Here is a 20,081-nt window from a genome sequence, read left to right as displayed (position 1 = left end):
GACGGTGAGACTCGCCACACCCTGCTCGTCACGACCTGCTCATCACACTCTGCTCGTCACGACCTGCTCATGACACCCCGGGCCCGCGCACGACGACCCGGATCATCGTGCCGGCGAGCACGAGCATGACCGCCCAGACCGCCATGCAGTAGGGGCACAGCGCTTCGATCACGACAATGCTCTGCACGGCGAGCCAGCCGACGAACGCCAGACCGGCCGCGACACCGGTGGCGAGCCCCCACCAGAACCATCGGCTGAACCGCGCTCCGGAGAGCACTCCGACCCCGATCGTCAGGACGACCGCGAAACCGACCAGCCCGATGTAGGGATTGGGAAAGCCGAACGCCGCCGCCTGGTCGGACTGCATGACCGTGCCGCAGTTGATGGCCGCGTTGACGTTGCACGACGGGGCGTAGAACGGGTTGGTCAGCAATCGGTATTTCTCGATCGAGAGGATCCCCGCGGCGGTCAGGCCGACCGCGCCGCAGACCGTGAGGATCCAGCCGAGTGCCCGGTGGGAGATCTGGGAGGCCTGCGAAAGCGCGGTCACGCCACCGCGTCCCCGACGGTCCGCTGCAGATCCTGCACGCTCTTGGGTTCGAACGGCTTGCCGTTGAAGAAGAAGCTCGGCGTCCCCTTGAGCTTCAGGGCCGCCGCGTCCTTGAGGTCGGCGTCGACCCGCTGCTTGACCGCGTCGGACGTGTAGTCCGCCTCCCACCTGGTCATGTCGAGACCGAGCTGCCGGGCATACCCGCGGAAGGTGTCGTCGGTGGGCACCTGGCGCTCGGCCCAGTCCTTCTGGCCGGTGTACATGAGGCGGTACATCGGCTCGAGCCGGCCCTGCCGGGCGGCGGCCTCCACGGCATACGCGGCACGCTTGGAGTTGAAGTGACCGTCGAGCGGGAAGTAGCGGATCGCGTAGGTGAGCTTGCCCTTGTACTGCTCGCGCAACTGCTCCATCACCGGGAACACCGCGCCGCACGCCTCGCACTCGAAGTCGAGGAATTCCACCAGCACTGCCTTGGACGACCCCCGGTCGAGGAAGTGCGAGGTGGGCCGCAGCCACGGGCCGTAGGAGATCCCGGCAGGAGGAGCGACGCTCGTGGACGGCGCGGGCGACGTGGCGGCGACCGACCCACCCGTGCCGCGCACGGCGTCCGCCCCGCCGGCGTCACCAGAACTGCTGGCGCCGCCGCCGCAGGCGGCGAGCAGCGGGACCAGCGTGACCGCGAGCACGGCCCGGCGGGACCGGAGACGGGAACGACGAGCTGATGAGGGCACGGGGGTCTGCTTCCGGTCGACGGGGTGGGTGCATCAGCCAAGGAAGACCGGTTGTGTGCTTGCTGAGAGCACTCCTGGTGCCGGCTGAGAGTCCGGTGACCTCGCCCTGCGACGTCTCGCCATGTGGACTGCATGCAGGTGAGCGATGACCACCTGCGAGCGGCCGCCCGCGCACTGCCCGCGACGTCACGCGAGCGCCCTCCGCCGGCCGGCCGGACCGCTCGCGCCACCGCTCGCCCGGCCCGATCCGGATGAGTTACCTCACAGTAGGACAGCGGACCGCCACGGCGCATCAGCCATTTGTCCAGCGCGGGGCAACTTCGAAACACGTTGCGCCACAACGAATTTCGCGAATCGTCGAAAATCTTGGCCTAGTTCATTGTTCAATTAGTCAGGCGTCCGAGTCACCCAAGTGGGTTAGGCGGACTAGTTACGCATGGGTAATGTCGGCGATCGCCACGCCGCGGGTCGCACCCCGAGATCCGATGCTTGGCGGTTGACCAGAAAAGTCGATCTGGCCAGGTGACAAGGCCCCCTCGGGCCTGGCATAGTCGCGGCCACCAGATCAGTTGTCACTGGTTTGCCCAAACCGTTACCCAGTTGCTGCATTCGGGAGGCGCACGCCCCGCCATCAGGCGGTCGCTGCGAGCAGCCGACAGACCGGAAGGACCGTCATGTCCAGCGCAACGGTGCGCTACCCGTCCACCGACGCCGTCCCGAGCGATGCACGCGACACGCGCGATGCTGCCTCGGCCTACGCCACCGCGGCCGAGAGCCTGCGAGTCTCGGCACTGGCCCTCGCCGACGCCGCCGACGATGCCGACGACCAGCTGCTGCACCATCCGGCAGCCGTCGTGCGCTCCCGGGCGACGGCCCTGAAGCACCTCCCCGCGCCGACCACCGCACGCGCCGCCGACCGGCTGGCGCTCGACGACCTGGTCACCTGCACGCAGGACGCCGCGCGCTTCGCCGGCATTGCCGACCTGCACCTGCACGCCGAGCCGACCCGGATGCCGGTCAACGACGCCCCGGCCGTCACCGAGGCCCTCCGCCTGCTGCTCGCCGAACTCGCCTCCTGGGGCACCCCCGAGGTCACCGTCGCCGCGTGCGACGGCGCATCCGAGGACGCGCCCGCCGAGGCTGCGGGGGCGACGAACGGGCCGTCGGGTCGCTCACCCGAGGCGTCGGTGCGGGTGCGCGTGCCGCACGCCAGGCCGCGCTGGTCGGAGGTCTCCCGCGTGATGTCGGCCTTCACCGAGCGTCTCCACGGCGCCGGCGCATCCGGCGCCCACGTCAGCGTGCACGGGGGCGCGCTGGTCGCGCGGTCCGCCGCGCTCGACATCCGCACCGACGGGGCCGGGACGCTCGCCGTCGCCCACTGGCCGATCGATCACGGCTGATGGCCTCGATCCACACCGACCTGGTGCACGCGGCCATCGGCGCCGGCATCTTCGTGGTCGGCTTCGGCCTGGCGCGCTGGCGATTCCGAGGAGAGCGGCGACCGTGAGCAAGCACCAGGCAACAGAACGTTCGTTCCGTTCGGCGCTCCGTGAGCGCTGGACCCCCGCCCTCACCGACCTCTATGCCGTGAGCGTCGCCGGCGCCGCAGCCGGCCTCGTGGCCGGCGTGCAGACGACCTGGTCGGCCCGCCTCATGCTCGGCGGCGTCGCCGTCGCGGTGGCCCTGCTCGCGCTGTTCGGCGAATCCTTCACCGGGCTCGGCGTGGGGATCGCCGGCGCGCTCGTCGCCGCCATCGTGCTGCAGTCGGCAGGCCTGTGGACCAGCGAGCGCTTCGGCTGGAGCCTCGCCCTCTGTGCGGTCATGCCGTTGCTCGGCTGGCTGAGCGGCGTCGCGGCGTCGACGGCCCGGGCGTCGGCTCGCCTCGCGGCGCGGCCGCGGGCCGGCACGGTCGCCCCGGCATACGGCTCGCTCGGGCTGCTCACCACCGACGCCTTCGAGCAGCGGGTGACCGAGGAGGTCGCCCGCGCGGAGCGCTTCGGCCGTCCCCTGACGCTCGTGGTCATCGAGTCGCGCAGCGTCCTGGACGAGCCGGCGGCCTACCAGCGTGCGCGGCGCAGCCTCGCCCGCATCATGGAGGCCACCACCCGCGACACCGATGTGCCGGCCGACCTCGGCGACGGCAGGTTCGCCCTGCTGCTGCCCGAGACCGGCGAGAGCGGAGCCTGGGACCAGCTCGCCCCGATCCTGCGGGTCACCGGCCAGCACACCGTGGAGTTGGGCGACGGCGGCCGTGCACCCGTCACGTCGGTGCTGCAGGTCGGCATCGGGGTGGCCGCGATCGGCGCCGAGCGTGGTACCCCGCCGGAGGCACTGTCCCTGCGGGCCCGGCGCGAGGCATCGGCCTCGCTCGACGATCTCGCGAGCTGGGTCGCATGATCCGTCAGCTCGCGGGTCTGGCGATCCTCGTGCTGGCGTGCACCGGCCTCTTCGGCTATTGGTGGCTCAGCCTGCGCGCGCACAACCGCCGGATCGACAATCTCTCAGTCCGCTTGCACGTCAACGGGATTCGTGGCAAGTCCACGGTCACCCGACTGCTCGCCGGGGTCCTGCGCGAAGGCGGCTACGTGACCGTCGCCAAGACGACCGGCAGTGCCGCCCGGGTGATCGCGCCGTCCGGCGCGGAGACCCCGATCAAGCGGCGCGGTGCACCGACGATCAACGAGCAGGTCGACATCGTCGCCGAGCACGTGACGCCCGAGGTCGAGGCCCTCGTCATCGAATGTATGGCGGTGCGACCGCTCTACCAGGAGTACTCCCAGGAGCGCATGGTCCGCAGTCACATCACGGTGATCACCAACGTGCGTGAGGACCACCAGGAGGAGATGGGCGAGACCCTCGAGGAGATCGCCGACTCGATGTCGGCCACCATCCCCCGCGACGGGATCCTGGTGACCGCCGAGGACCGCCCGCACCTGCGGGCCCGCCTGGAGCGCAACGCCGCCGAGCGCGGGAGCACCCTGATCTACGCCGATCCGCGCGGTGTCGCCGACGAGGACATGCGGGGCTTCGACTACCTGCAGTTCAAGGAGAACGTCGCGATCGGTCTGGTCATCGCCCGGCAGCTCGGCATCAGCCGCGAGGCCGCGCTGCAGGGGATGTGGCGTTCGGTGCCCGACGTCGGCGTCGTCCGGCTGCGCAGCTACCCGGTGCGCGGCGCGCAGGTGATGTGGGTGCCGATGTTCGCAGCGAACGACCGCGAGAGCGTCATCCTCACCTTCGACACCTTGCGCGCGCAGTTCCCGCCGGACGCCCCTGTCATCGGCATCCTCAACAACCGCAGCGACCGCGGGCGCCGGGCCGAGCTCTTTGCCGACATGGTGCCGCAGGATCTGGCCCACCACCTGGACCACGTGATCACCTTCGGTGCCTACGAGGAGACGGTGATCCCGCGGATCACCGAGCAGGGCTACCCCGCCGACCGGGTCCACGCGATGGGCGACAGCGTGCAGCCCTCGCTGGACCAGATCCTCGACCTGGTCGGGTCCCTCGCGGGCCCCGGTGGCGCGGTGCTCGTCGGCATGATCAACATCCACACCGCGCAGGCCGAGCTGCTGATCGAGCACTTCGCCGAACTCGCCGGCGACGAGCACGTCGACGAACTCGCCGAGTCACGACTGGTCTCCCGCGCACCCGCGGGGGTGCGCCGGATGCACCGCGCGGCGGCACGACGGGCGGTGCTCACCGATGGCTGAGTATGCCGTCTCCCCCGAGATCGCACGGGTCGTGCTGGTGGCGGGAGTCATCCTCAGCATGCTCTTCTACGAGCGTGCCCAGCTGACGACCGGCGGGGCGATCGTCCCGGCATACTTCGCGCTCTCGGCCAACCGGCCGGTCGCGATCGCGGTGACAATCTTCGTCGGCTACCTGACCTATCTCATCGTCCATTACGTCGTGGGCCGACGGAAAATCCTTTACGGGAGAAAGAAATTCGAGGTCGAGGTGCTGGTCGGCCTCGGCTTGATCCTGGTGACCACGGCCCTCGCGCGTGCCTTCGGGCACCTCGACCCGTGGCTCGCCGGACTGGCCGGCATCGGCTTCCTGATCCCCGGCATCCTGGCGCACGACATGGGCCGGCAGAAGCCGGGCCGGACCATCTTCGCGGTGGCGGTGACCGCGGCCGCGCTGGTGGTCGTCACCCAGCTGCTGACCCGATTGCTCGATGTCGTGCCCGGGCAGACCGAGCCGGAGCCGGTGCTGGCGTCGGTGCTCGGCTACCCGCGCGAGGTGCTCATCATCGCGGTCGGGCTGAGCGTGGTCATCGGCACGTTCGTCTTCTCCCGCCTCGGCATCCGGTCGGGTGGCTTCATCAGCGGCGCCTACCTGGCGCTGGTGAGCCCGCGGTGGCCGGACATGTTCTTCACCGCGACGGTCGCGATCGCCACCTGGTTCGTGGTGACCCGCCTGCTGATGCCCCGGCTGCTGCTCTTCGGCCGTCGCAAGCTGTCGACGATGATCCTCGTCGGCGCGCTCATCGGCTGGTCCCTGGAGATCGTGCTGTCTGTGCTCACCCATCAGCAATATCAACCGTGGCGCGGGCTGACCGTCGCGACGCTGATGGTGCCGGCGCTGATCGCCAACGACGCCCAGCGCCAGGGATGGGAGCGCACCGTGTGGGGCACTGGCCTCACCGCGGTCGGGGTGCTGGCCGCCACCAACGCCGTGGCCGCGGCGGCGCTGGCCGGAGGTCTGCTGTGAGCCGCCGACTCGTCGCCCGGGTCGTGCCCGCGGCCCTCGCCATCGGCCTCGCCGGCACCGGCGCGGCCCTCATGCAGTCCCGCCCGAGCGCCGGTGCGGTGCCGGACACCGACCAGGTGCAGGGTGTGGTCCGTGACGAGACCGGTCGGCCGGTCGCCGGCGCCACGCTGCGGGTCGGGGACGACACCGCACGCTCGGGCGCCGACGGCCGCTACGCGATCCCGGCGGAGCGACCCGCTCTCCTCAACGCGGTCGCCCCGGGCCACCTGCCCCGCACCCAGGCCGTCCAGCCCGGCACCGCCGCAGACGTGCTGCTCACCACCGGATCCGACCGGACGCTGTCGGTGCGTTTCGGCGGCGACGTGATGTTCGGCCGCCGCTACTACGAGCCGAAGGACGGCCGGCCGCCGGCACTCACCGCCTCGTCCGGCGTCGCCGACCACGCGAAACTGCTGAGCGCCATACGGCCGTTGCTGGAGGACGGCGACCTCACGTCGGTCAACCTCGAGACGCCGCTCGGCCCCAATCCCTACTACGACCCGAAGAAGCCGCGTCCCGCGCGCTTCCACCAGAGCAAGGACCTGGCGTTCGCGAGCAGCCCGAAGGCGGCCGAGGCGCTGCGGCAGTCCGGTGTCGACGTCGTCGGGCTGGGCAACAACCACGTCCTGGACCTGCTCGGCCCCGGCATCGGGTCGACGCTCAAGGCGCTCGACGCGGCACAGCTGCCGCACTTCGGCGCCGGCATGAACGACGCCCAGGCGTGGGCTCCGGCCTTCGTCGCGCGCAAGGGGCGCACCGTCGCGTTCCTCGGGTGCACGACGATCACCGGCAACGACCAGTCGCCGCCGTATGTCGCAGGCCCCGACCGGCCCGGCGCCGCTGCGTGCAGCGTGCCGAAACTGCAGGCGGCGGTCCGCGCGGCGCGCACCCGCGCGCAGGAGGTCGTCGTGCAACTGCACGGCGGTGTCGAATATCAGCGGGCCCAAACTCCAGACGTACGAGCGTTGTTCGCGGCCGCGACGGATGCGGGTGCGTCGGCGGTTATCGGCAGCCACCCGCACGTCGTCGGCGGCGTCCAGCAGCGCGGCAACGCGGTGGTGGCGGAGACGACCGGCAACCTGCTGTTCGACCAGGACCTGTGGAGCACCTTCCCGTCATACCTGCTGCGGACCGACCTGCGGGACGGTCGCGCCGTGGCGACGACGACCGACCCCTTCACGATCAGCGGCTACCGGCCGCAGCCGGCCGTCGGGGCGCCCGCCGACGCTGCCGACCGGATCGCCGCCGGCAGTGTGCCCGGCGCGGCACGCCTGGCTGGGCCCGGGACGACGATCGGGCAACCGGAGCAGGCGGCGGGCCGCGGCGTCGCCCTGCCGCCGGGCCAGGTGCGGCGGGTGGCGCCCGGCTGGCGGCTCGCCAAGGGCGCCCGCGCCGGTCAGGACCTGCTCTACGGCACCGGGGACTTCGAGCGCGCGACGGTCGGCGACGATGACGAAAACCTTTGGGAGCTGGGCAAGTTCGCCAAGCTCCGCACCGCCGCCGCGTGCAACTCGACCCGTGGTCTGATGCTCCTGCGGGGGCCGGTGAGCAGCGAGGACGTCTACGCGACGCCCGCCCACCGGGTGCAGGTGACGGCCGGCCAGCGGCTGTCGCTGCTGCTCAACCTGCGGCAGGCGACCAAGGGTGCGACGGCCGAAATCGCTTGGTATGCAGGCGCACAAGGCGCCAGCAAGCAGACACAGACGATCTCGCTGCCGTCGGTCAACAACGGCGCAAACAGCTGCCGCCAGGTGCGGCTGGACGTCGTCGTGCCACCGGGCATCACCTTCGCCCAGCCCTACCTGCGGCTCGCGCCGCCGACCGACAACGTCTCCGCCCACCGTCTGGAAGCGGACGACGTGCGACTGGTCGCCTGGGCGGGATCCGGCGCCGCCGGCCGGCTCTACGACACCGTGGAGGCGAGCGGGTCCGCTCCCGCGCAGTTCACCCACGACGGCGCCGTCGGCGACGAGAGCCCGGTGGTGGAGTGAGGGGTTACTAGCCCTGGCCCACGACGAGCACCACTGATCCCGTAAGCAACTGTGCGTCTGACGTCACCGCCGCTTACGAGACGGGGCTGGGGAGCGGGTAGGGTCTACGCGGTCGATCCGTCTCCGCGCGGAGTCGGCGCCACAACAAACGCGTCGACGACAGCAGGGACTCGCGAAGCGCAGCGAGCGAGGCCCTACGCGCGGAGTCGACGCCACACAACAAACGCGTCGACGACAGCAGGGGCTCGCGAAGCGCAGCGAGCGAGGCCCTACGCGCGGAGTCGACGCCACATAGCAAGGGGCGGTAGCTCAGCCGGTTAGAGCAGCGGACTCATAATCCGTCGGTCCTGGGTTCAAGCCCCAGCCGCCCTACCACGTTGGTGCAGGGATGAAGAGCGTCATCCCCGCCGATCTCGTAAGCAACCGTGCGCCCGACATCACCGCCGCTTACGAGACCCAGCAGCACCACCGCCGATCCCGTAAGCAACCGTGCGCCCGACGTCACCCCCGCTTACGAGACGAGCAGCACCGCCGATCCCGTAAGCAACCGTGCGCCTGACGTCACCCCCGCTTACGAGACCAGCAGCGCGACCGATCTCGTAAGCAACCGTGCGCCCGACGTCACGCGTGCTTACGAGATGAGCGGGGCGCGCGGCCGACACTGCGCGGGCGGCGCGAAGCCAGGCAACGGTCCGGCAACAAAGCGCGTGGTTACAACGGAAAGCTCAAAAATCGCTGTGGCCCACCAGTAATGTTCCATGGCATGACCGATGCACCACGCGTGTCGGAGACCGAGGCGTCGACGACGCAGGCGTCTACCGGCGAACCCCTCGTCGTACTCTCCGACGTCAACAAGCATTTCGGTGACCTGCACGTGCTGCGGGACATCAACCTCAGCGTCGCGCGCGGTGAGGTCGTGGTCGTGCTCGGTCCGTCCGGCTCGGGCAAGTCCACCCTGTGCCGCACGATCAACCGGCTGGAGACCTTCGAGTCCGGCTCGATCACCATCGACGGGCAGCCGCTGCCCGAGGAGGGCCCCGCGCTCGCCCGGCTGCGCTCGGACGTCGGCATGGTGTTCCAGTCGTTCAACCTCTTCGCGCACAAGACGATCCTGCAGAACGTCACGCTCGGGCCGATGAAGGTCCGCAAGACGAACAAGGCCGAGGCCGAGGCCCGCGCGATGGAGTTGCTGAAGCGGGTCGGGGTGGAGCAGCAGGCGCAGAAGTACCCCGCTCAGCTCTCCGGCGGTCAGCAGCAGCGCGTGGCCATCGCGCGCTCTCTGGCGATGAACCCCAAGGTGATGCTCTTCGACGAGCCGACCTCCGCGCTCGACCCCGAGATGATCAACGAGGTGCTCGATGTCATGGCGGGCCTCGCCAAGGAGGGTATGACGATGATCGTCGTCACCCACGAGATGGGCTTCGCCCGACGGGCCGCCGACCGGGTCGTCTTCATGGCCGACGGACAGATCCTGGAGCAGAAGAAGCCGGAGGACTTCTTCACCAACCCCGAGTCCGACCGCGCCAAGGACTTCCTCTCCAAGATTCTTACCCACTAATCCTCACGCCCTGACCAGCACGCACTGAAAACTCAATCACCGCACCGCGATTCGTCGCACGAAGCACTGGAGGAAACATGAAGTTCCGCGCGATCACCGCCGCGACCGCCGCCGCCGCGCTCGGCCTCGGGCTCTCCGCATGCGGCGGCAGCTCCGGGGGCTCCGGTGGCTCGTCCGACGCCGTCTGCAAGCTGCCGAGCTCGGGCAGCTCGGTCAAGATCGGCATCAAGTACGACCAGCCCGGCATGGGTCTGAAGGACGGCAGCAACTACAAGGGCTTCGACGTCGACATCGCCCGCTGCGTCGCCGCGCAGCTCGGCTACAGCAAGGTCGACTTCGTCGAGTCGCCGTCCCCGCAGCGCGAGAAGATGCTCGAGGCCGGCACGGTCAAGATGATCCTCGCGACCTACTCGATCACCCCGAAGCGACTGAAGGTGGTCAGCTTCGCCGGGCCGTATTTCGTTGCGGGACAGTCGGTCCTGGTCCAGAGCAACTCCGACATCAAGGACGTCGCCGGCCTGGCCGGCAAGAAGGTCTGCTCGGTCACCGGTTCGACCTCGGTGGACAACCTGAAGGAGAAGCAGCCCAACCTGGTGCCGCAGAAGTACGACACCTACTCCGCCTGCGCCGAGGCCCTCTCGACCGGCGCCATCGACGCGATGACCACCGACGACACGATCCTCGCCGGTTACGCCAACCAGCAGCAGTACAAGGGCAAGTTCAAGCTGGTCGGCGGCACGTTCAGCGAGGAGAACTACGGCGTCGGCATGAAGAAGGGCGACGCCGACTGCCAGAAGGTCGCCGACGCGATCAAGAAGATCGTCGACGACGGCTCCTGGAAGAAGGCCCTCGAGAACAACCTGGGCAAGGACTACAAGTACAACGACAAGCTGAACCCGCCGAAGTCGCCGAGCTGCCAGGCCTGACCCTGTCGTGTCTTCACTGTTCTCCGACTACGACATCTGGTCGGCGCTGTGGACGACGATCAAGCTGACCATCTTCAGCGCGATCGGCGCGCTGATCCTCGGCACGATCGTGGCGATCTTCCGGCTCTCGCCGGTCGCCATCCTGCGGTTCTTCGGCACGTCATACGTCAACATCTTCCGCAACACCCCGTTGACGCTGATCATCCTGTCGTGCAGCTTCGTGCTCTACATCCAGCTGGGCATCGCCCTGGCCGACTCCAACGCGCAGGACTTCGCCGCGGTCAACGCCTTCCGGCTCGCCGTCGTCGGCCTGATCGTCTACCACGCGACCTACGTGTGTGAGGCGATCCGGTCCGGCGTCAACACGATCCCGCTCGGCCAGGCCGAGGCGGCCCGCTCGATCGGGCTCACCTTCGGGCAGAGCATGCGCGAGGTGATCCTGCCGCAGGCATTCCGCGGCGCGGTCGTCCCGCTCGGCAACACCCTGATCGCGCTCACCAAGAACACCACCGTCGCGGTGACGATCGGTGTCGCCGAGCTGTCGGCGGTCCTGAAGACCGTGACCGAGCGCGACCCGGGATCGCTCAACCTGGCGTTCCTCGTGGTCGGTGCGTTCTTCGTGATCCTCACCCTGCCGATGGGCCTGGCCGTCGGCTGGATCGGCCAGAAAGTCGCGGTGAAACGATGAGCGCCTCGGTGCTGTTCGACGCCCCGGGCCCGAAGGCCCGGCGGCGCAACCTGATCCTCGGCGTCGTCGGCTGCCTCGTCGTCGCCGCGGTCATCGGGCTGGCCGTCTGGAAGCTCGCCGAGAAGGGCCAGTTCGACGCCTACAAGTGGAAGCCGTTCACCACCGCATCGCTCTGGCAGAACTACATCCTGCCGGGCCTGCGCGGCACCCTGGTCGCGGCCGGGCTCGCCGTGGTGATCAGCGCCGTCTTCGGCGGCATCCTCGCGATCCTGCGCCTGATCGAGGTGCCGGCCCGCCCGTCGATGGGCAGCTACCTGCTGCGCGGGCTGAAGTGGCTGGTCGGGGCCTGGGTCGAGGTGACCCGCGCCATACCGGTGCTGCTGATGATGCTGTTCATCTTCGGTGTGCTCTCGGCCAACGGCATGGGCAGCGGCAACGGCCCGCTGATCGCGACCGTCGGCGGCCTGGTCTTCTACAACTCCGCGGTGATCTGCGAGGTCATCCGCGCGGGTGTCGGCCAGCTGCCGAACGGTCAGCGCGAGGCCGGCCTCGCGGTGGGCCTCAGCGCCGGCCAGACCGTGCGCCTGATCCTGCTGCCGCAGGCCGTCACCGCCATGCTGCCCTCGCTGATCAGCCAGCTGATCGTGGTCGTCAAGGACACCGCGCTCGGTTACAACGTGCTGTATGGCGAACTGCTCTACACCAGCAAGCCGGCGACCGCCAACAACGGCAACATCTTCGCCATGCTCGTGGTGATCGCGGCCATCTACATCGCGATCAACTACACGATCGGCAAGTTCGCCGAGTGGGTGGAGCACCGTCTGCAGCAGCGCGGCCGCACCGCCGGTGGCCCGGCCGAACCGGACAGCGACATCGCCGGTCCGGGCACGGTGGCGCCGGTCGCCGGAGGACCGGCTCAATAGCCGATCCGCGACATACGAAACCCCCTGAGCACCGTCACAGCTCAGGGGGTTTCGTATGTCGCACGGCGTCCACTCGAAGGGTCCACTGCACGCGTCCACTCCGAGTACGACGAAGGCCCTTTGACCTCCGGCAAACCTGCCTGGTCAAAGGGCCCTTCTCGGCTCCCCCACTTGGACTCGAACCAAGAACCCTCCGGTTAACAGCCGAATGCTCTGCCAATTGAGCTACAGGGGATCGCACCGCTTGAGCGCATCGGAAACTTTAGCAAACCAGGTGCCCGCACGCCGAATCGGCTGCCGCCGTTAGAGACCCACCTGCTCCTGCAGGTATGCCGAGACGCGCGACACGGCGGCCGCGACCTCGGGATCGTCGCCGCGCACCCCGCGACCGAGCACCGTCTGGGTGAGCAGCCCACCGGTCTGCAGGTCGCGCCGGATCACCACCCGGCCCCGGCGGCGGCCGGTCAGCGGCAAGGGTTCGGAGAGCACCACGGTCGACTGCACGCGCTCGTGCACGGTCTCGGGAAGGCGGGTGTCCTGCGGCGCGAAGGTCCACTGGCCGGGGCGCGACCCGTCTACCCAGGTGACGGTGAGCGTCCAGGTCTGCGGCTCCCACTGGCCGGCGTCGACCAGGTGCCACGGCTTGCGCAGCGCGACCGACCGGTCGGTGACCACGGCGAGGTGGAGGGTCGTGGCGACGACGTGGGCGCCGGTGTTGGCGTCGACGGCTGCGGCCAGCACCTTCTCGCCGCGCGGAAGCTCGAGGCGGGCGAGCACGTCGTCGGGGACCTGGGGACGGGAGCGGAAGAGAGGCATCAGACCGCCATTGTCGCGCGGCCGCAGAGCGCCATGTGATCGAAGGTCACCGTGCCGTCCGCGTCGCACACGCGCACCGCGAGCTCCCGCACCCGGGCGAGGATCCGCTCGCGGTCGTCGCTGACCGCGACCGCCGACCACGACGACACGTGCAGCACGAAGTCGTCGACGCTCTGCCGGACGTGGTGCGGGAACTGCGCGAACTCGAAACCGTCGAACGCCTCGACCTCCAACTCGAAGGGGTAGTCCCCCGCGATCACCTGACGCGCGGCGTCGGCGAGGTCGGGGTCACCGATGATCTCGGCGAGTTCGTCGCGCCAGCGCTCGTCGCCGAGCCACGCCATCCAGGCCAGGCCGAAGGTGCCGCCCGGCCGCAGCACCCGCGCGATCTCGGCGGCGGCCTGGGTCGCGTCGACCCAGTGCCACGCCTGCAGACACACCGCCGCGTCGACGTGGTCGTCGGTGAGGGGCAGCGCCTCGGCGCGGCCCTCCCGGATCGACAGTCGCGCCTGCGCGGGCACCGGCTGGGCGTCGCGCCAGGTCTGCAGCACCTGCAGCATGTCCAGCGACGGGTCGACCGCCACCACCTCGTGACCGTCGGCGAGCAGCGTCCGGCTGCCCTTGCCGGTGCCGCAGCCCACGTCGAGCACCCGGCCGGGCACGGCGCGGTCGTCGGTGAGCCACTGCATCACCGGGGCGGGCCAGTCGGGCCGGACCTCGTCATACGTCTGCGCGTTGGAGCCGAACGAGCGCCGGCGGGCATCGAAGAACTCCGGCGGGTCGACGCTGTCCAGTGCCATGATCACTCCCCGATGGTGGTCAGTGCGGCGATTGTCTCACTCCAGACCGGCGAGCAGGTCGGCCAACGCGCGCTGCTGGGTGGTGAGTTCGCCGGAGATCGCACGGGTCTGCTCCGCGTCGTCGCTGCGGCGCAGCGCGCTCATCGTCTCGGCGATCTGCCGGCGCAGCGCCACTTCGCGCACCCGCACGACGAGCGACCGCACGTAGTGCCAGTCGGGGCGTCCCTGCCCGTCCAGCTTGGTCGGCAGCGGCTCGACCGCGAGCTGGGCGACGAGCGGGCGCACCACCTCCGGCAGCTGGTCGGTCACCGCGGACAGCCACGCCGCCTGTGACTTGGCCGGGTCGGGACCGACGGCGACGATGCCCTCGAAGACCGCCCGGTGCGCCGGCGCGGTGAAGTCGCTCGGCTTGACCAGCGCGAGCTGCTGCGGCGGCACCGAGGTCGGGAACTGCACGAGGCACTGCAGCAGCATGTGCTCGCCGCGCACGATCGGGTCGCGCAGGTCCGGCAGCATCGCCTCGTATGACGTGGCGCCCGCGCCCGCCTGCTCCCCCGCGCCGTCCGGCTCGCCCCCGCGGCGCGGCCCGGCCTCCTCGCGCGCCTTGCGGGCGCTCGCGATGCCGCCGCGCGGCGCGCGCCGGACCGCTTCGGCGAACTCGTCGATGCCGATGCCGATGCGGAGCGACACCTCGCGGGTCTGCGCGTTGCGGGTGTTCGCGTCGCGGATGTCGGCGACGATCGGCGCCAGCGCCTTGATCGCCGCGACGCGGCCGGTGACGGCGTCGAGGTCGAACCGGGCGAGGGTGGTGTCGACCACGAACTCGAACATCGGGGTCGCCTGCTCGACCAGGCCGCGCACCGCCTCCGCGCCGCCGGAGATGCGCAACTCGCACGGGTCCTGCCCGTCCGCGGCCACCGCGACATAGGACTGCGCGGCCCAGCGCTGGTCCTCGTCATACGCCTTGAGCGCGGCCTTCTGCCCGGCTGCGTCGCCGTCGAAGGTGAAGATCACCCGGGCCTGTTCGCCGGCCGTCTCGTCGCGCAGCAACCGCCGCAACAGCTTGATGTGCTCGACGCCGAAGGCCGTGCCGCAGGTGGCGACGGCCTGGGTGACGCCGGACAGGTGGGCGGCCATCACGTCGGTGTAGCCCTCGACCACGACGGCCCGCCGGTCGTCGGCGATCGCCTTCTTGGCCAGGTCGAGCCCGTAGAGCACCTTCTGCTTCTTGTAGATCGGGGTCTCGCCGGTGTTGAGATATTTGGCCGGGCGCGGGTCGCCGTCGAAGATGCGGCGCGCGCCGAAGCCGACCGTGTCGCCGGTGATGTCGCGGATCGGCCACAGCAGCCGGCCCTGGAAGACGTCGTAGCCGCCGCGGTTGATCAGCCCGGCGGTCAGCAGCTCATCGCGCTGAAAACCCTTGCTGCGCAGGTGATTTGCCAGGGCGTGCCCGTCGGTCGGGGCGTAGCCGAGACCGAACTGCTCGGCGACCTTGCCGTCGAACTCGCGGCCGCGCAGGTAGTCGCGTGCCGCGCGCGCCTCGGGCATCGCCGGCAGCAGCGAGCGGTAGAACTCCTCGGCGACCCGGTGCGCCTCGATCAGCCGGGTGCGCCGGCCGATGGTCGCCTCGCGCGGCCGCTCGCCGTCCTCGTAGTGCAGCTCGACACCGGCCTTGCCGGCGAGCCGTTCGACGGACTCGGCGAAGGTGAGGTGGTCGACCTCCATGACGAACGAGATGACGTCGCCACCCTTGCCACAGCCGAAGCAATGGTAGAAGCCCTGGGTCGGGTTGACCGAGAAGGACGGCGTCTTCTCATCGTGGAAGGGGCAGAGGCCGACCAGGTTGTTGCCGGAGCGCCGCAGCGTGACGTGCTCGCGCACGACATCCTCGATCGAACTGCGTTCCTTGACGAGTTCGACGTCGTCGGACTTGATGCGACCCGCCATAGGTCCCTGATTCTAGGTGGCCGCCGCGTCAGCCGCCCGCGGGCGCCACCCCGGCTGTGAGTTCGGCGACGACGTCGGCGGCCGGACCGGTGCGGGCGCGGCGCCAGCCGGTGCCGGCCCAGAGGTTGATCAGCTGGTGATCCGACTGCTTCGTCGCCGCGGCCCGCAGCGGTTTGGTGAGCTGGTCGACGATCGGGAAGACCGCGGGCGCGACCGTGTCGAACCGGTCGACGAAGTCGTTGCGGAGGCCGCGCGCCGGGCGGCCGCTGAACGCACGCGTCACCACGAGTTCGTCGAGCGCGTCGTCGGTCAGGCCGGCCCGGTATGCCGCACTCGTGCCGGCCTCGTCGGTGAGCAGGAACGCCGTGCCGCACTGCACGGCGACCGCGCCGAGCTCGAGCGCGAGCCGGACGTCGGTGGCGGTCATGATGCCGCCCGCGACCACCAAGGGCACGCCGGTCACGCTGCGCACCTCCCCGAGCAGCTGCTGCCAGCCGCGGTCGTTGGGGATCGTCTGCACGCCGTGGGTGCCCCGGTGCCCGCCGGCCTGGGCGCCCTGCACACAGAGCAGGTCGGCGTGGCCGCGCACGGCGGCCAGTGCCTCGTCCGCGTCGGTGACGGTGGCCATCACCTGCGTGCCGACGGCGTGCAGCCGCTCCACCACCTCGACCGGCGGAAGCCCGAAGACGAAGGACACCAACGGGATTCGCTGCTCCTCGAGCAGGTCGATCTTGGCGTCGAAGCTGTCGGTGTCGTCCCACCGGGGAGCGGGCACGGCCGCGTCGAGGGAGCGCGCTACGGGCGCGAGCTGCTCGGCATACCGGGCGATCGCGAAGGCGTCGCGCGCCTCGTCCTGCGGTGACGGGACGAACACGTTGACCCCGAACCCGTGGTCGGTCAGCGACCGGGCCCGCTCGATCGCTGCGGCGAGGGTGTCGACGGGCTGGTAGCCGGCCGGGAGCATGCCGAAGCCGCCGGCGTTGCTGATCGCGGCCGCCAGCTCGGGGGTGCCGGGGCCGGCCATCGGTGCCCCGAGCAACGGCAGCGTGCTGCGGGACCAGGTGTGCGCCATCAGATCCACTCCCCCGCCAGTGCGCGAGCACGGTGGTCGGTGAGCGACGCAACCTGATCGACCACCACGCGCAGCCGGGCGGCGTCGTCGGGAGCCTTGGCGTGATCCTCGGCCAGCATGGGATCCAGTCTGTCGGGTCGGTCGTGGTAGGCCGCCACGAGGGTGTGGATGATCTGACGCTGCTCCTCCAGCAGCATCCGCCGCGCGTCGGTGAGCATCACGTAGCGCGCCGCGACCGCCTTGAGCATCACGCACTCGGCCAGGATCTCCGGCGGTATGACGACGTCGGCGGCGTAACGGGTGAGCGGCCGGTCGCCGAACTTCGCCCGGGTGGCGGCCTCCGCGGTGCCGACGAGCCTGCCGATCAGCCGGCTGGTCATGTCCTTGAGCGCCGCGACGCCCTGCCGTCCGGCGTGGTGCTGCCCGGGTATGACGCCGCTCTCGACCAGTCGCTCGAACGACGTTGCGAGCATTGCGGTTTCCAGTCCCGGCGCGTAGAGGCGGCGGGCGAGCCCGGCGAGCTCCTCGACCTCGGTCGGCGACCGCAGCGCCCGCAGGTCGATGAGTCCGGCGGTGATGCCGTCCTCGACGTCGTGCACGGAGTAGGCGACGTCGTCGGCCCAGTCCATCACCTGCGCCTCGACGCACCGGCGCTGATAGCGGTCGGTCGGTGCGGTCGAGCGCATCCAGTCGAAGATCTCCGCGTCGTCGGCATAGCAGCCGAATTTTGCTGGCTGCGAAGGATTTTCGCCGCGCCGCCATGGGTATTTGCTGACCGCGTCGAGCGACGCACGGGTGAGGTTGAGCCCGACCGACGAACCGTCCGGACGCGACCGTTTGGCCTCCAGGCGGGTGAGGATGCGCAACGTCTGCGCGTTGCCCTCGAAGCCGCCGATGTGCCCGCTCACCTCGTTGAGCGCGGACTCACCGTTGTGCCCGAACGGCGGGTGGCCGAGATCGTGCGCCAGGCACGCCATGTCGACGACGTCGGCGTTGCAGCCGAGACCTTCGCCGAACTCGCGACCGATCTGCGCGACCTCGAGCGAATGCGTCAGCCGGTTGCGGATGAAGTCGTCCGAATGCGGTTGCAACACCTGCGTTTTGGAGGCGAGCCGGCGCAGGCCCGCGGAGTGCAGCACCCGCGCGCGGTCGCGGGCGAAGTCGTCGCGATCCAGGCGCTTGTGAGCCGGGTCCTCGCGGACGAACCGCTGCCGGTCGTATGCCGAATAGCTCACGCCGGCAAGACTTTTCGTTGACCGCGGGGAGATCGTCGGGGACCGAGCGATCGCAGGGATCGCACCGGCGCCTCACGGTAGCCGCCGAGCGCGAGGCCGGCGTTGCGTTCGAAGATGTTGCGCGACGAGTAGTCCCCGGTGCGCAGCCAGGACCAGGCGAGAGCTGCGGCATACAACGGCAGGAAGGGCAGGCCACCGCAGACGAGGTATTGCCAGCTGTGCTGCTCCTCGTGCTCGAGCAGGGTGGGCCGATCCTGTTGCAACTGTTGCCAATCCCCGCTGGTGATCACGACGTTGCCGACGGTGAACGCGCCGGCCACGGGAAAGCCGAGCCGGTAGCCCGAGGCGAGCCGCAGACCGCGAGGGCCGGGGCCGACCCGGGCGCCGCCGACGCGAGCGACCGCGAGGCCGAGAGGCGTCGACCCGTTGAGCCAGTTGCCGATGCGCTTCAGCCGCTGACCGCGGGTGAGGACCTGACTCACGCTCCGGCGGCGCGCAACTGACCGAGCACCTCGGCCACGAAGCCGGGCAGCCACCCGCGCTCGCGCGCGGTCCAGGCCTCGGCGACCGGGTCGATCGGGTAGAGGATGCCGAGGTCGTCGGCCGACGCCAGCGCCAGGTCGGTGCCCTTCGGGTCGCTGACGATGCGCCATTGCAGCGACGAATTGCGTTGCAGGTGCTCGCCCATCGCCATACCGATCATCGTGAGCGTCGGTGTCGGGTCGACCCGCTCGGCCGCCGGGGTGAGCAGCACCTGGTCGACGTAGTCGTCGAACGCCGTGCTGATCGAGGCCGGGTCGTCGATGTCGATGCCGGCCGCGCGCGCGTCGCCGAGCCAACCGGTCAGCGCCCGCTGGGCGGCCCGGTCGAGCGGCCGGACGGTGACCTCACCGGCGGTGCTCATCGGGGCCCCCGCAAAGTATCGGAGCGACGAAGGAGCGGAGAACTTTGTGGGGTGATCATGCGGAAGCGGGGGTGCCGTAGCGGGCCTGCGAGCGGGCGCGCGCCTTGGCGGCCTCTTCCTCGCGGTTCTTGGGCGGCGCGGTGGTCACCAGCGAGTCGATGAAGTCCCGGCTGGCGGCGGTGATCGCCTCGACCGCGCGGTCGAAGGCCTCCTCGTTGGCCTGCGACGGTTTGGTGCTGCCGCCGATCTTTCGGACGTACTGGATCGCGGCGGCCCGGACCTCGTCGTCGGTCGCGGGCGGCGCGAAGTTGTTCAACGGGCGGATGTTGCGGCACATGCACCCCATTGAACCCGATCGGGACGCACAAGACGCCGAGAAACACGGGGTTCCTCGGCGTCTCGCTGTCCCAATATGGGTGGGCTCAGGCGAACTGCGCCTGCGCCTTCCGGGCGGCCTTGGCGGCGCGCTTCTGGGCGCGGCGGCTCAGGTCGCCGCCCTGCTCGCGGAGGGCGTCGGCGACGACCGGGCCGTGCTCCCGGGCCGCCTCGGCGAGGGTGGCACCGCGCTCCTTGGCGGCTTCGGCCAGCTCCGGGCCGCGCTCCTTGGCGACCTCGGACAGGTGGGCGCCCTGCTCCTTGGCCGCGTCGACGACCGAGCTGAGGGTGCTCTTGAACGAGCTGGCCGCGTTGCTGCCCTCGCTCGAGCTCGGCAGCGCCGACGACACCGCGCCCGCGGCCTGGTGGGCTGCCTGGCGGCCGCGCCAGGCGACGCTCGGCTTGCCTTCGGTGTCGACCGCCGCGATGAGCAGGCCGCCGAGGATGCTGAGGTTCTTGAAGAACTGCACGCGCTGCTGCGCCTTCTGTGCCGGGTCGTCGACCTCCCAGAACGCGTGGCCCGCGATGGTCGTCGGGACGATGCTGCCGGCCAGGGCGAGCGCGGAGGCGCGCGGGAACTTGCCGATCGCGAGCAGCGAGCCGGCCACGACCTGCACGCCGCCGTTGATGCGGGTGGCGAGCACGGCGTCGCTGGGCACGACGTTCTCGGCGCCGGGCACGGACGCGCGCAGCTTGGCCACGACGGGTTCGGTCAGGTGTGCGACGCGCTCCGGGTTGCGCACCGTGTTGTACCCGCCGGTGATGAAGATGGATGCGAGCATCGGGCGGGCGAGTCGACGGACGAGCACT

20 protein-coding genes and 2 tRNA genes are annotated in these 20,081 nt (G+C 70.3%); 10 read left to right on the top strand and 12 right to left on the bottom strand.

Going from position 1 to position 20,081, the window contains the following annotated elements; all coding sequences use genetic code 11:
* Window positions 1-67: 67 nt before the first annotated feature.
* A complete protein-coding gene (locus HJ588_RS14805) occupies window positions 68-550 on the bottom strand; it encodes a vitamin K epoxide reductase family protein (protein ID WP_171156902.1) in 483 nt (160 codons plus the stop codon).
* Window positions 547-1,281 carry a thioredoxin domain-containing protein gene (locus HJ588_RS14800; protein WP_171156900.1) on the bottom strand — a complete coding sequence of 245 codons (735 nt, stop codon included), beginning with the start codon at window positions 1,279-1,281 and terminating at the stop codon, window positions 547-549. The genes HJ588_RS14805 and HJ588_RS14800 overlap by 4 nt, the downstream gene beginning before the upstream one ends.
* 674 nt (window positions 1,282-1,955) lie before the next feature.
* Here HJ588_RS14800 and HJ588_RS14795 point away from each other — a divergent pair.
* The 10 genes from HJ588_RS14795 (at window position 1,956) to HJ588_RS14750 (ending at window position 12,122) form a co-directional block, all read left to right on the top strand.
* Window positions 1,956-2,681 (top strand): hypothetical protein, encoded by a 726-nt coding sequence (locus HJ588_RS14795; protein ID WP_171156897.1) that lies wholly within the window; start codon window positions 1,956-1,958, stop codon window positions 2,679-2,681.
* 103 nt (window positions 2,682-2,784) lie between these two features.
* Window positions 2,785-3,678 carry a GGDEF domain-containing protein gene (locus tag HJ588_RS14790; RefSeq protein WP_171156895.1) on the top strand — a complete coding sequence of 298 codons (894 nt, stop codon included), beginning with the start codon at window positions 2,785-2,787 and terminating at the stop codon, window positions 3,676-3,678.
* The gene (gene pgsB / locus HJ588_RS14785) at window positions 3,675-4,994 is read left to right on the top strand and encodes a poly-gamma-glutamate synthase PgsB (protein ID WP_171156892.1); all 1,320 of its coding nucleotides are present in this window, start codon (window positions 3,675-3,677) and stop codon (window positions 4,992-4,994) included. Before HJ588_RS14790 ends, pgsB begins: the two co-directional genes overlap by 4 nt.
* Window positions 4,987-5,997 carry a poly-gamma-glutamate biosynthesis protein PgsC/CapC gene (locus tag HJ588_RS14780; RefSeq protein ID WP_171156890.1) on the top strand — a complete coding sequence of 337 codons (1,011 nt, stop codon included), beginning with the start codon at window positions 4,987-4,989 and terminating at the stop codon, window positions 5,995-5,997. Before pgsB ends, HJ588_RS14780 begins: the two co-directional genes overlap by 8 nt.
* Window positions 5,994-8,027 carry a CapA family protein gene (locus HJ588_RS14775; protein WP_171156888.1) on the top strand — a complete coding sequence of 678 codons (2,034 nt, stop codon included), beginning with the start codon at window positions 5,994-5,996 and terminating at the stop codon, window positions 8,025-8,027. Before HJ588_RS14780 ends, HJ588_RS14775 begins: the two co-directional genes overlap by 4 nt.
* Window positions 8,028-8,325: 298 nt before the next feature.
* Window positions 8,326-8,402 (top strand) — tRNA-Ile (locus HJ588_RS14770).
* A gap of 388 nt (window positions 8,403-8,790) precedes the next feature.
* Complete coding sequence (locus HJ588_RS14765; protein WP_171156885.1) at window positions 8,791-9,585, top strand: amino acid ABC transporter ATP-binding protein; 795 nt, start codon at window positions 8,791-8,793, stop codon at window positions 9,583-9,585.
* A 77-nt stretch (window positions 9,586-9,662) separates the two neighbouring features.
* Window positions 9,663-10,511: a glutamate ABC transporter substrate-binding protein gene (locus HJ588_RS14760; RefSeq protein ID WP_171156883.1), complete on the top strand. Its 849-nt coding sequence runs from the start codon at window positions 9,663-9,665 to the stop codon at window positions 10,509-10,511.
* Window positions 10,512-10,518: 7 nt separating this feature from the next.
* A complete protein-coding gene (locus HJ588_RS14755; protein WP_171156880.1) occupies window positions 10,519-11,199 on the top strand; it encodes an ABC transporter permease subunit in 681 nt (226 codons plus the stop codon).
* On the top strand, window positions 11,196-12,122 hold the full coding sequence (locus tag HJ588_RS14750) for an amino acid ABC transporter permease (RefSeq protein ID WP_171156878.1): 927 nt from the start codon (window positions 11,196-11,198) through the stop codon (window positions 12,120-12,122). Before HJ588_RS14755 ends, HJ588_RS14750 begins: the two co-directional genes overlap by 4 nt.
* Window positions 12,123-12,284: 162 nt before the next feature.
* Here the strand turns inward: HJ588_RS14750 and HJ588_RS14745 are convergent.
* The 10 genes from HJ588_RS14745 to HJ588_RS14700 all read right to left on the bottom strand — a co-directional run bounded on the left by HJ588_RS14745 (window position 12,285) and on the right by HJ588_RS14700 (window position 20,053).
* Window positions 12,285-12,357, bottom strand: a tRNA-Asn gene (locus HJ588_RS14745).
* Between the two features lie 68 nt (window positions 12,358-12,425).
* A complete protein-coding gene (locus HJ588_RS14740; RefSeq protein WP_171156876.1) occupies window positions 12,426-12,938 on the bottom strand; it encodes a hypothetical protein in 513 nt (170 codons plus the stop codon).
* On the bottom strand, window positions 12,938-13,738 hold the full coding sequence (locus tag HJ588_RS14735; protein WP_171156874.1) for a class I SAM-dependent methyltransferase: 801 nt from the start codon (window positions 13,736-13,738) through the stop codon (window positions 12,938-12,940). The genes HJ588_RS14740 and HJ588_RS14735 overlap by 1 nt, the downstream gene beginning before the upstream one ends.
* 36 nt (window positions 13,739-13,774) lie before the next feature.
* Window positions 13,775-15,685 carry a DNA primase gene (gene dnaG, locus HJ588_RS14730; protein WP_171156872.1) on the bottom strand — a complete coding sequence of 637 codons (1,911 nt, stop codon included), beginning with the start codon at window positions 15,683-15,685 and terminating at the stop codon, window positions 13,775-13,777.
* 28 nt (window positions 15,686-15,713) lie between these two features.
* Window positions 15,714-16,757 carry an NAD(P)H-dependent flavin oxidoreductase gene (locus tag HJ588_RS14725; RefSeq protein ID WP_171156870.1) on the bottom strand — a complete coding sequence of 348 codons (1,044 nt, stop codon included), beginning with the start codon at window positions 16,755-16,757 and terminating at the stop codon, window positions 15,714-15,716.
* The gene (locus HJ588_RS14720; protein ID WP_171156868.1) at window positions 16,757-17,992 is read right to left on the bottom strand and encodes a deoxyguanosinetriphosphate triphosphohydrolase; all 1,236 of its coding nucleotides are present in this window, start codon (window positions 17,990-17,992) and stop codon (window positions 16,757-16,759) included. The genes HJ588_RS14725 and HJ588_RS14720 overlap by 1 nt, the downstream gene beginning before the upstream one ends.
* Window positions 17,989-18,474 (bottom strand): hypothetical protein, encoded by a 486-nt coding sequence (locus HJ588_RS14715; RefSeq protein ID WP_171156866.1) that lies wholly within the window; start codon window positions 18,472-18,474, stop codon window positions 17,989-17,991. Before HJ588_RS14715 ends, HJ588_RS14720 begins: the two co-directional genes overlap by 4 nt.
* Window positions 18,471-18,896, bottom strand: coding sequence for a DUF3806 domain-containing protein (locus HJ588_RS14710; RefSeq protein ID WP_171156864.1), 426 nt, complete (start codon window positions 18,894-18,896; stop codon window positions 18,471-18,473). Before HJ588_RS14710 ends, HJ588_RS14715 begins: the two co-directional genes overlap by 4 nt.
* Window positions 18,897-18,951: 55 nt before the next feature.
* Window positions 18,952-19,233: a DUF2277 domain-containing protein gene (locus HJ588_RS14705; RefSeq protein WP_171156862.1), complete on the bottom strand. Its 282-nt coding sequence runs from the start codon at window positions 19,231-19,233 to the stop codon at window positions 18,952-18,954.
* A gap of 85 nt (window positions 19,234-19,318) precedes the next feature.
* On the bottom strand, window positions 19,319-20,053 hold the full coding sequence (locus HJ588_RS14700) for a DoxX family protein (protein ID WP_212755957.1): 735 nt from the start codon (window positions 20,051-20,053) through the stop codon (window positions 19,319-19,321).
* Between the last annotated feature and the right edge of the window lie 28 nt (window positions 20,054-20,081).

The sequence above is a fragment of the Flexivirga aerilata genome (assembly GCF_013002715.1).
Taxonomy (GTDB): domain Bacteria; phylum Actinomycetota; class Actinomycetes; order Actinomycetales; family Dermatophilaceae; genus Flexivirga; species Flexivirga aerilata.
The sequence above is the reverse complement of the archived record's forward strand: the minus strand, read 5'-3'. Positions and strand labels throughout refer to the sequence as shown.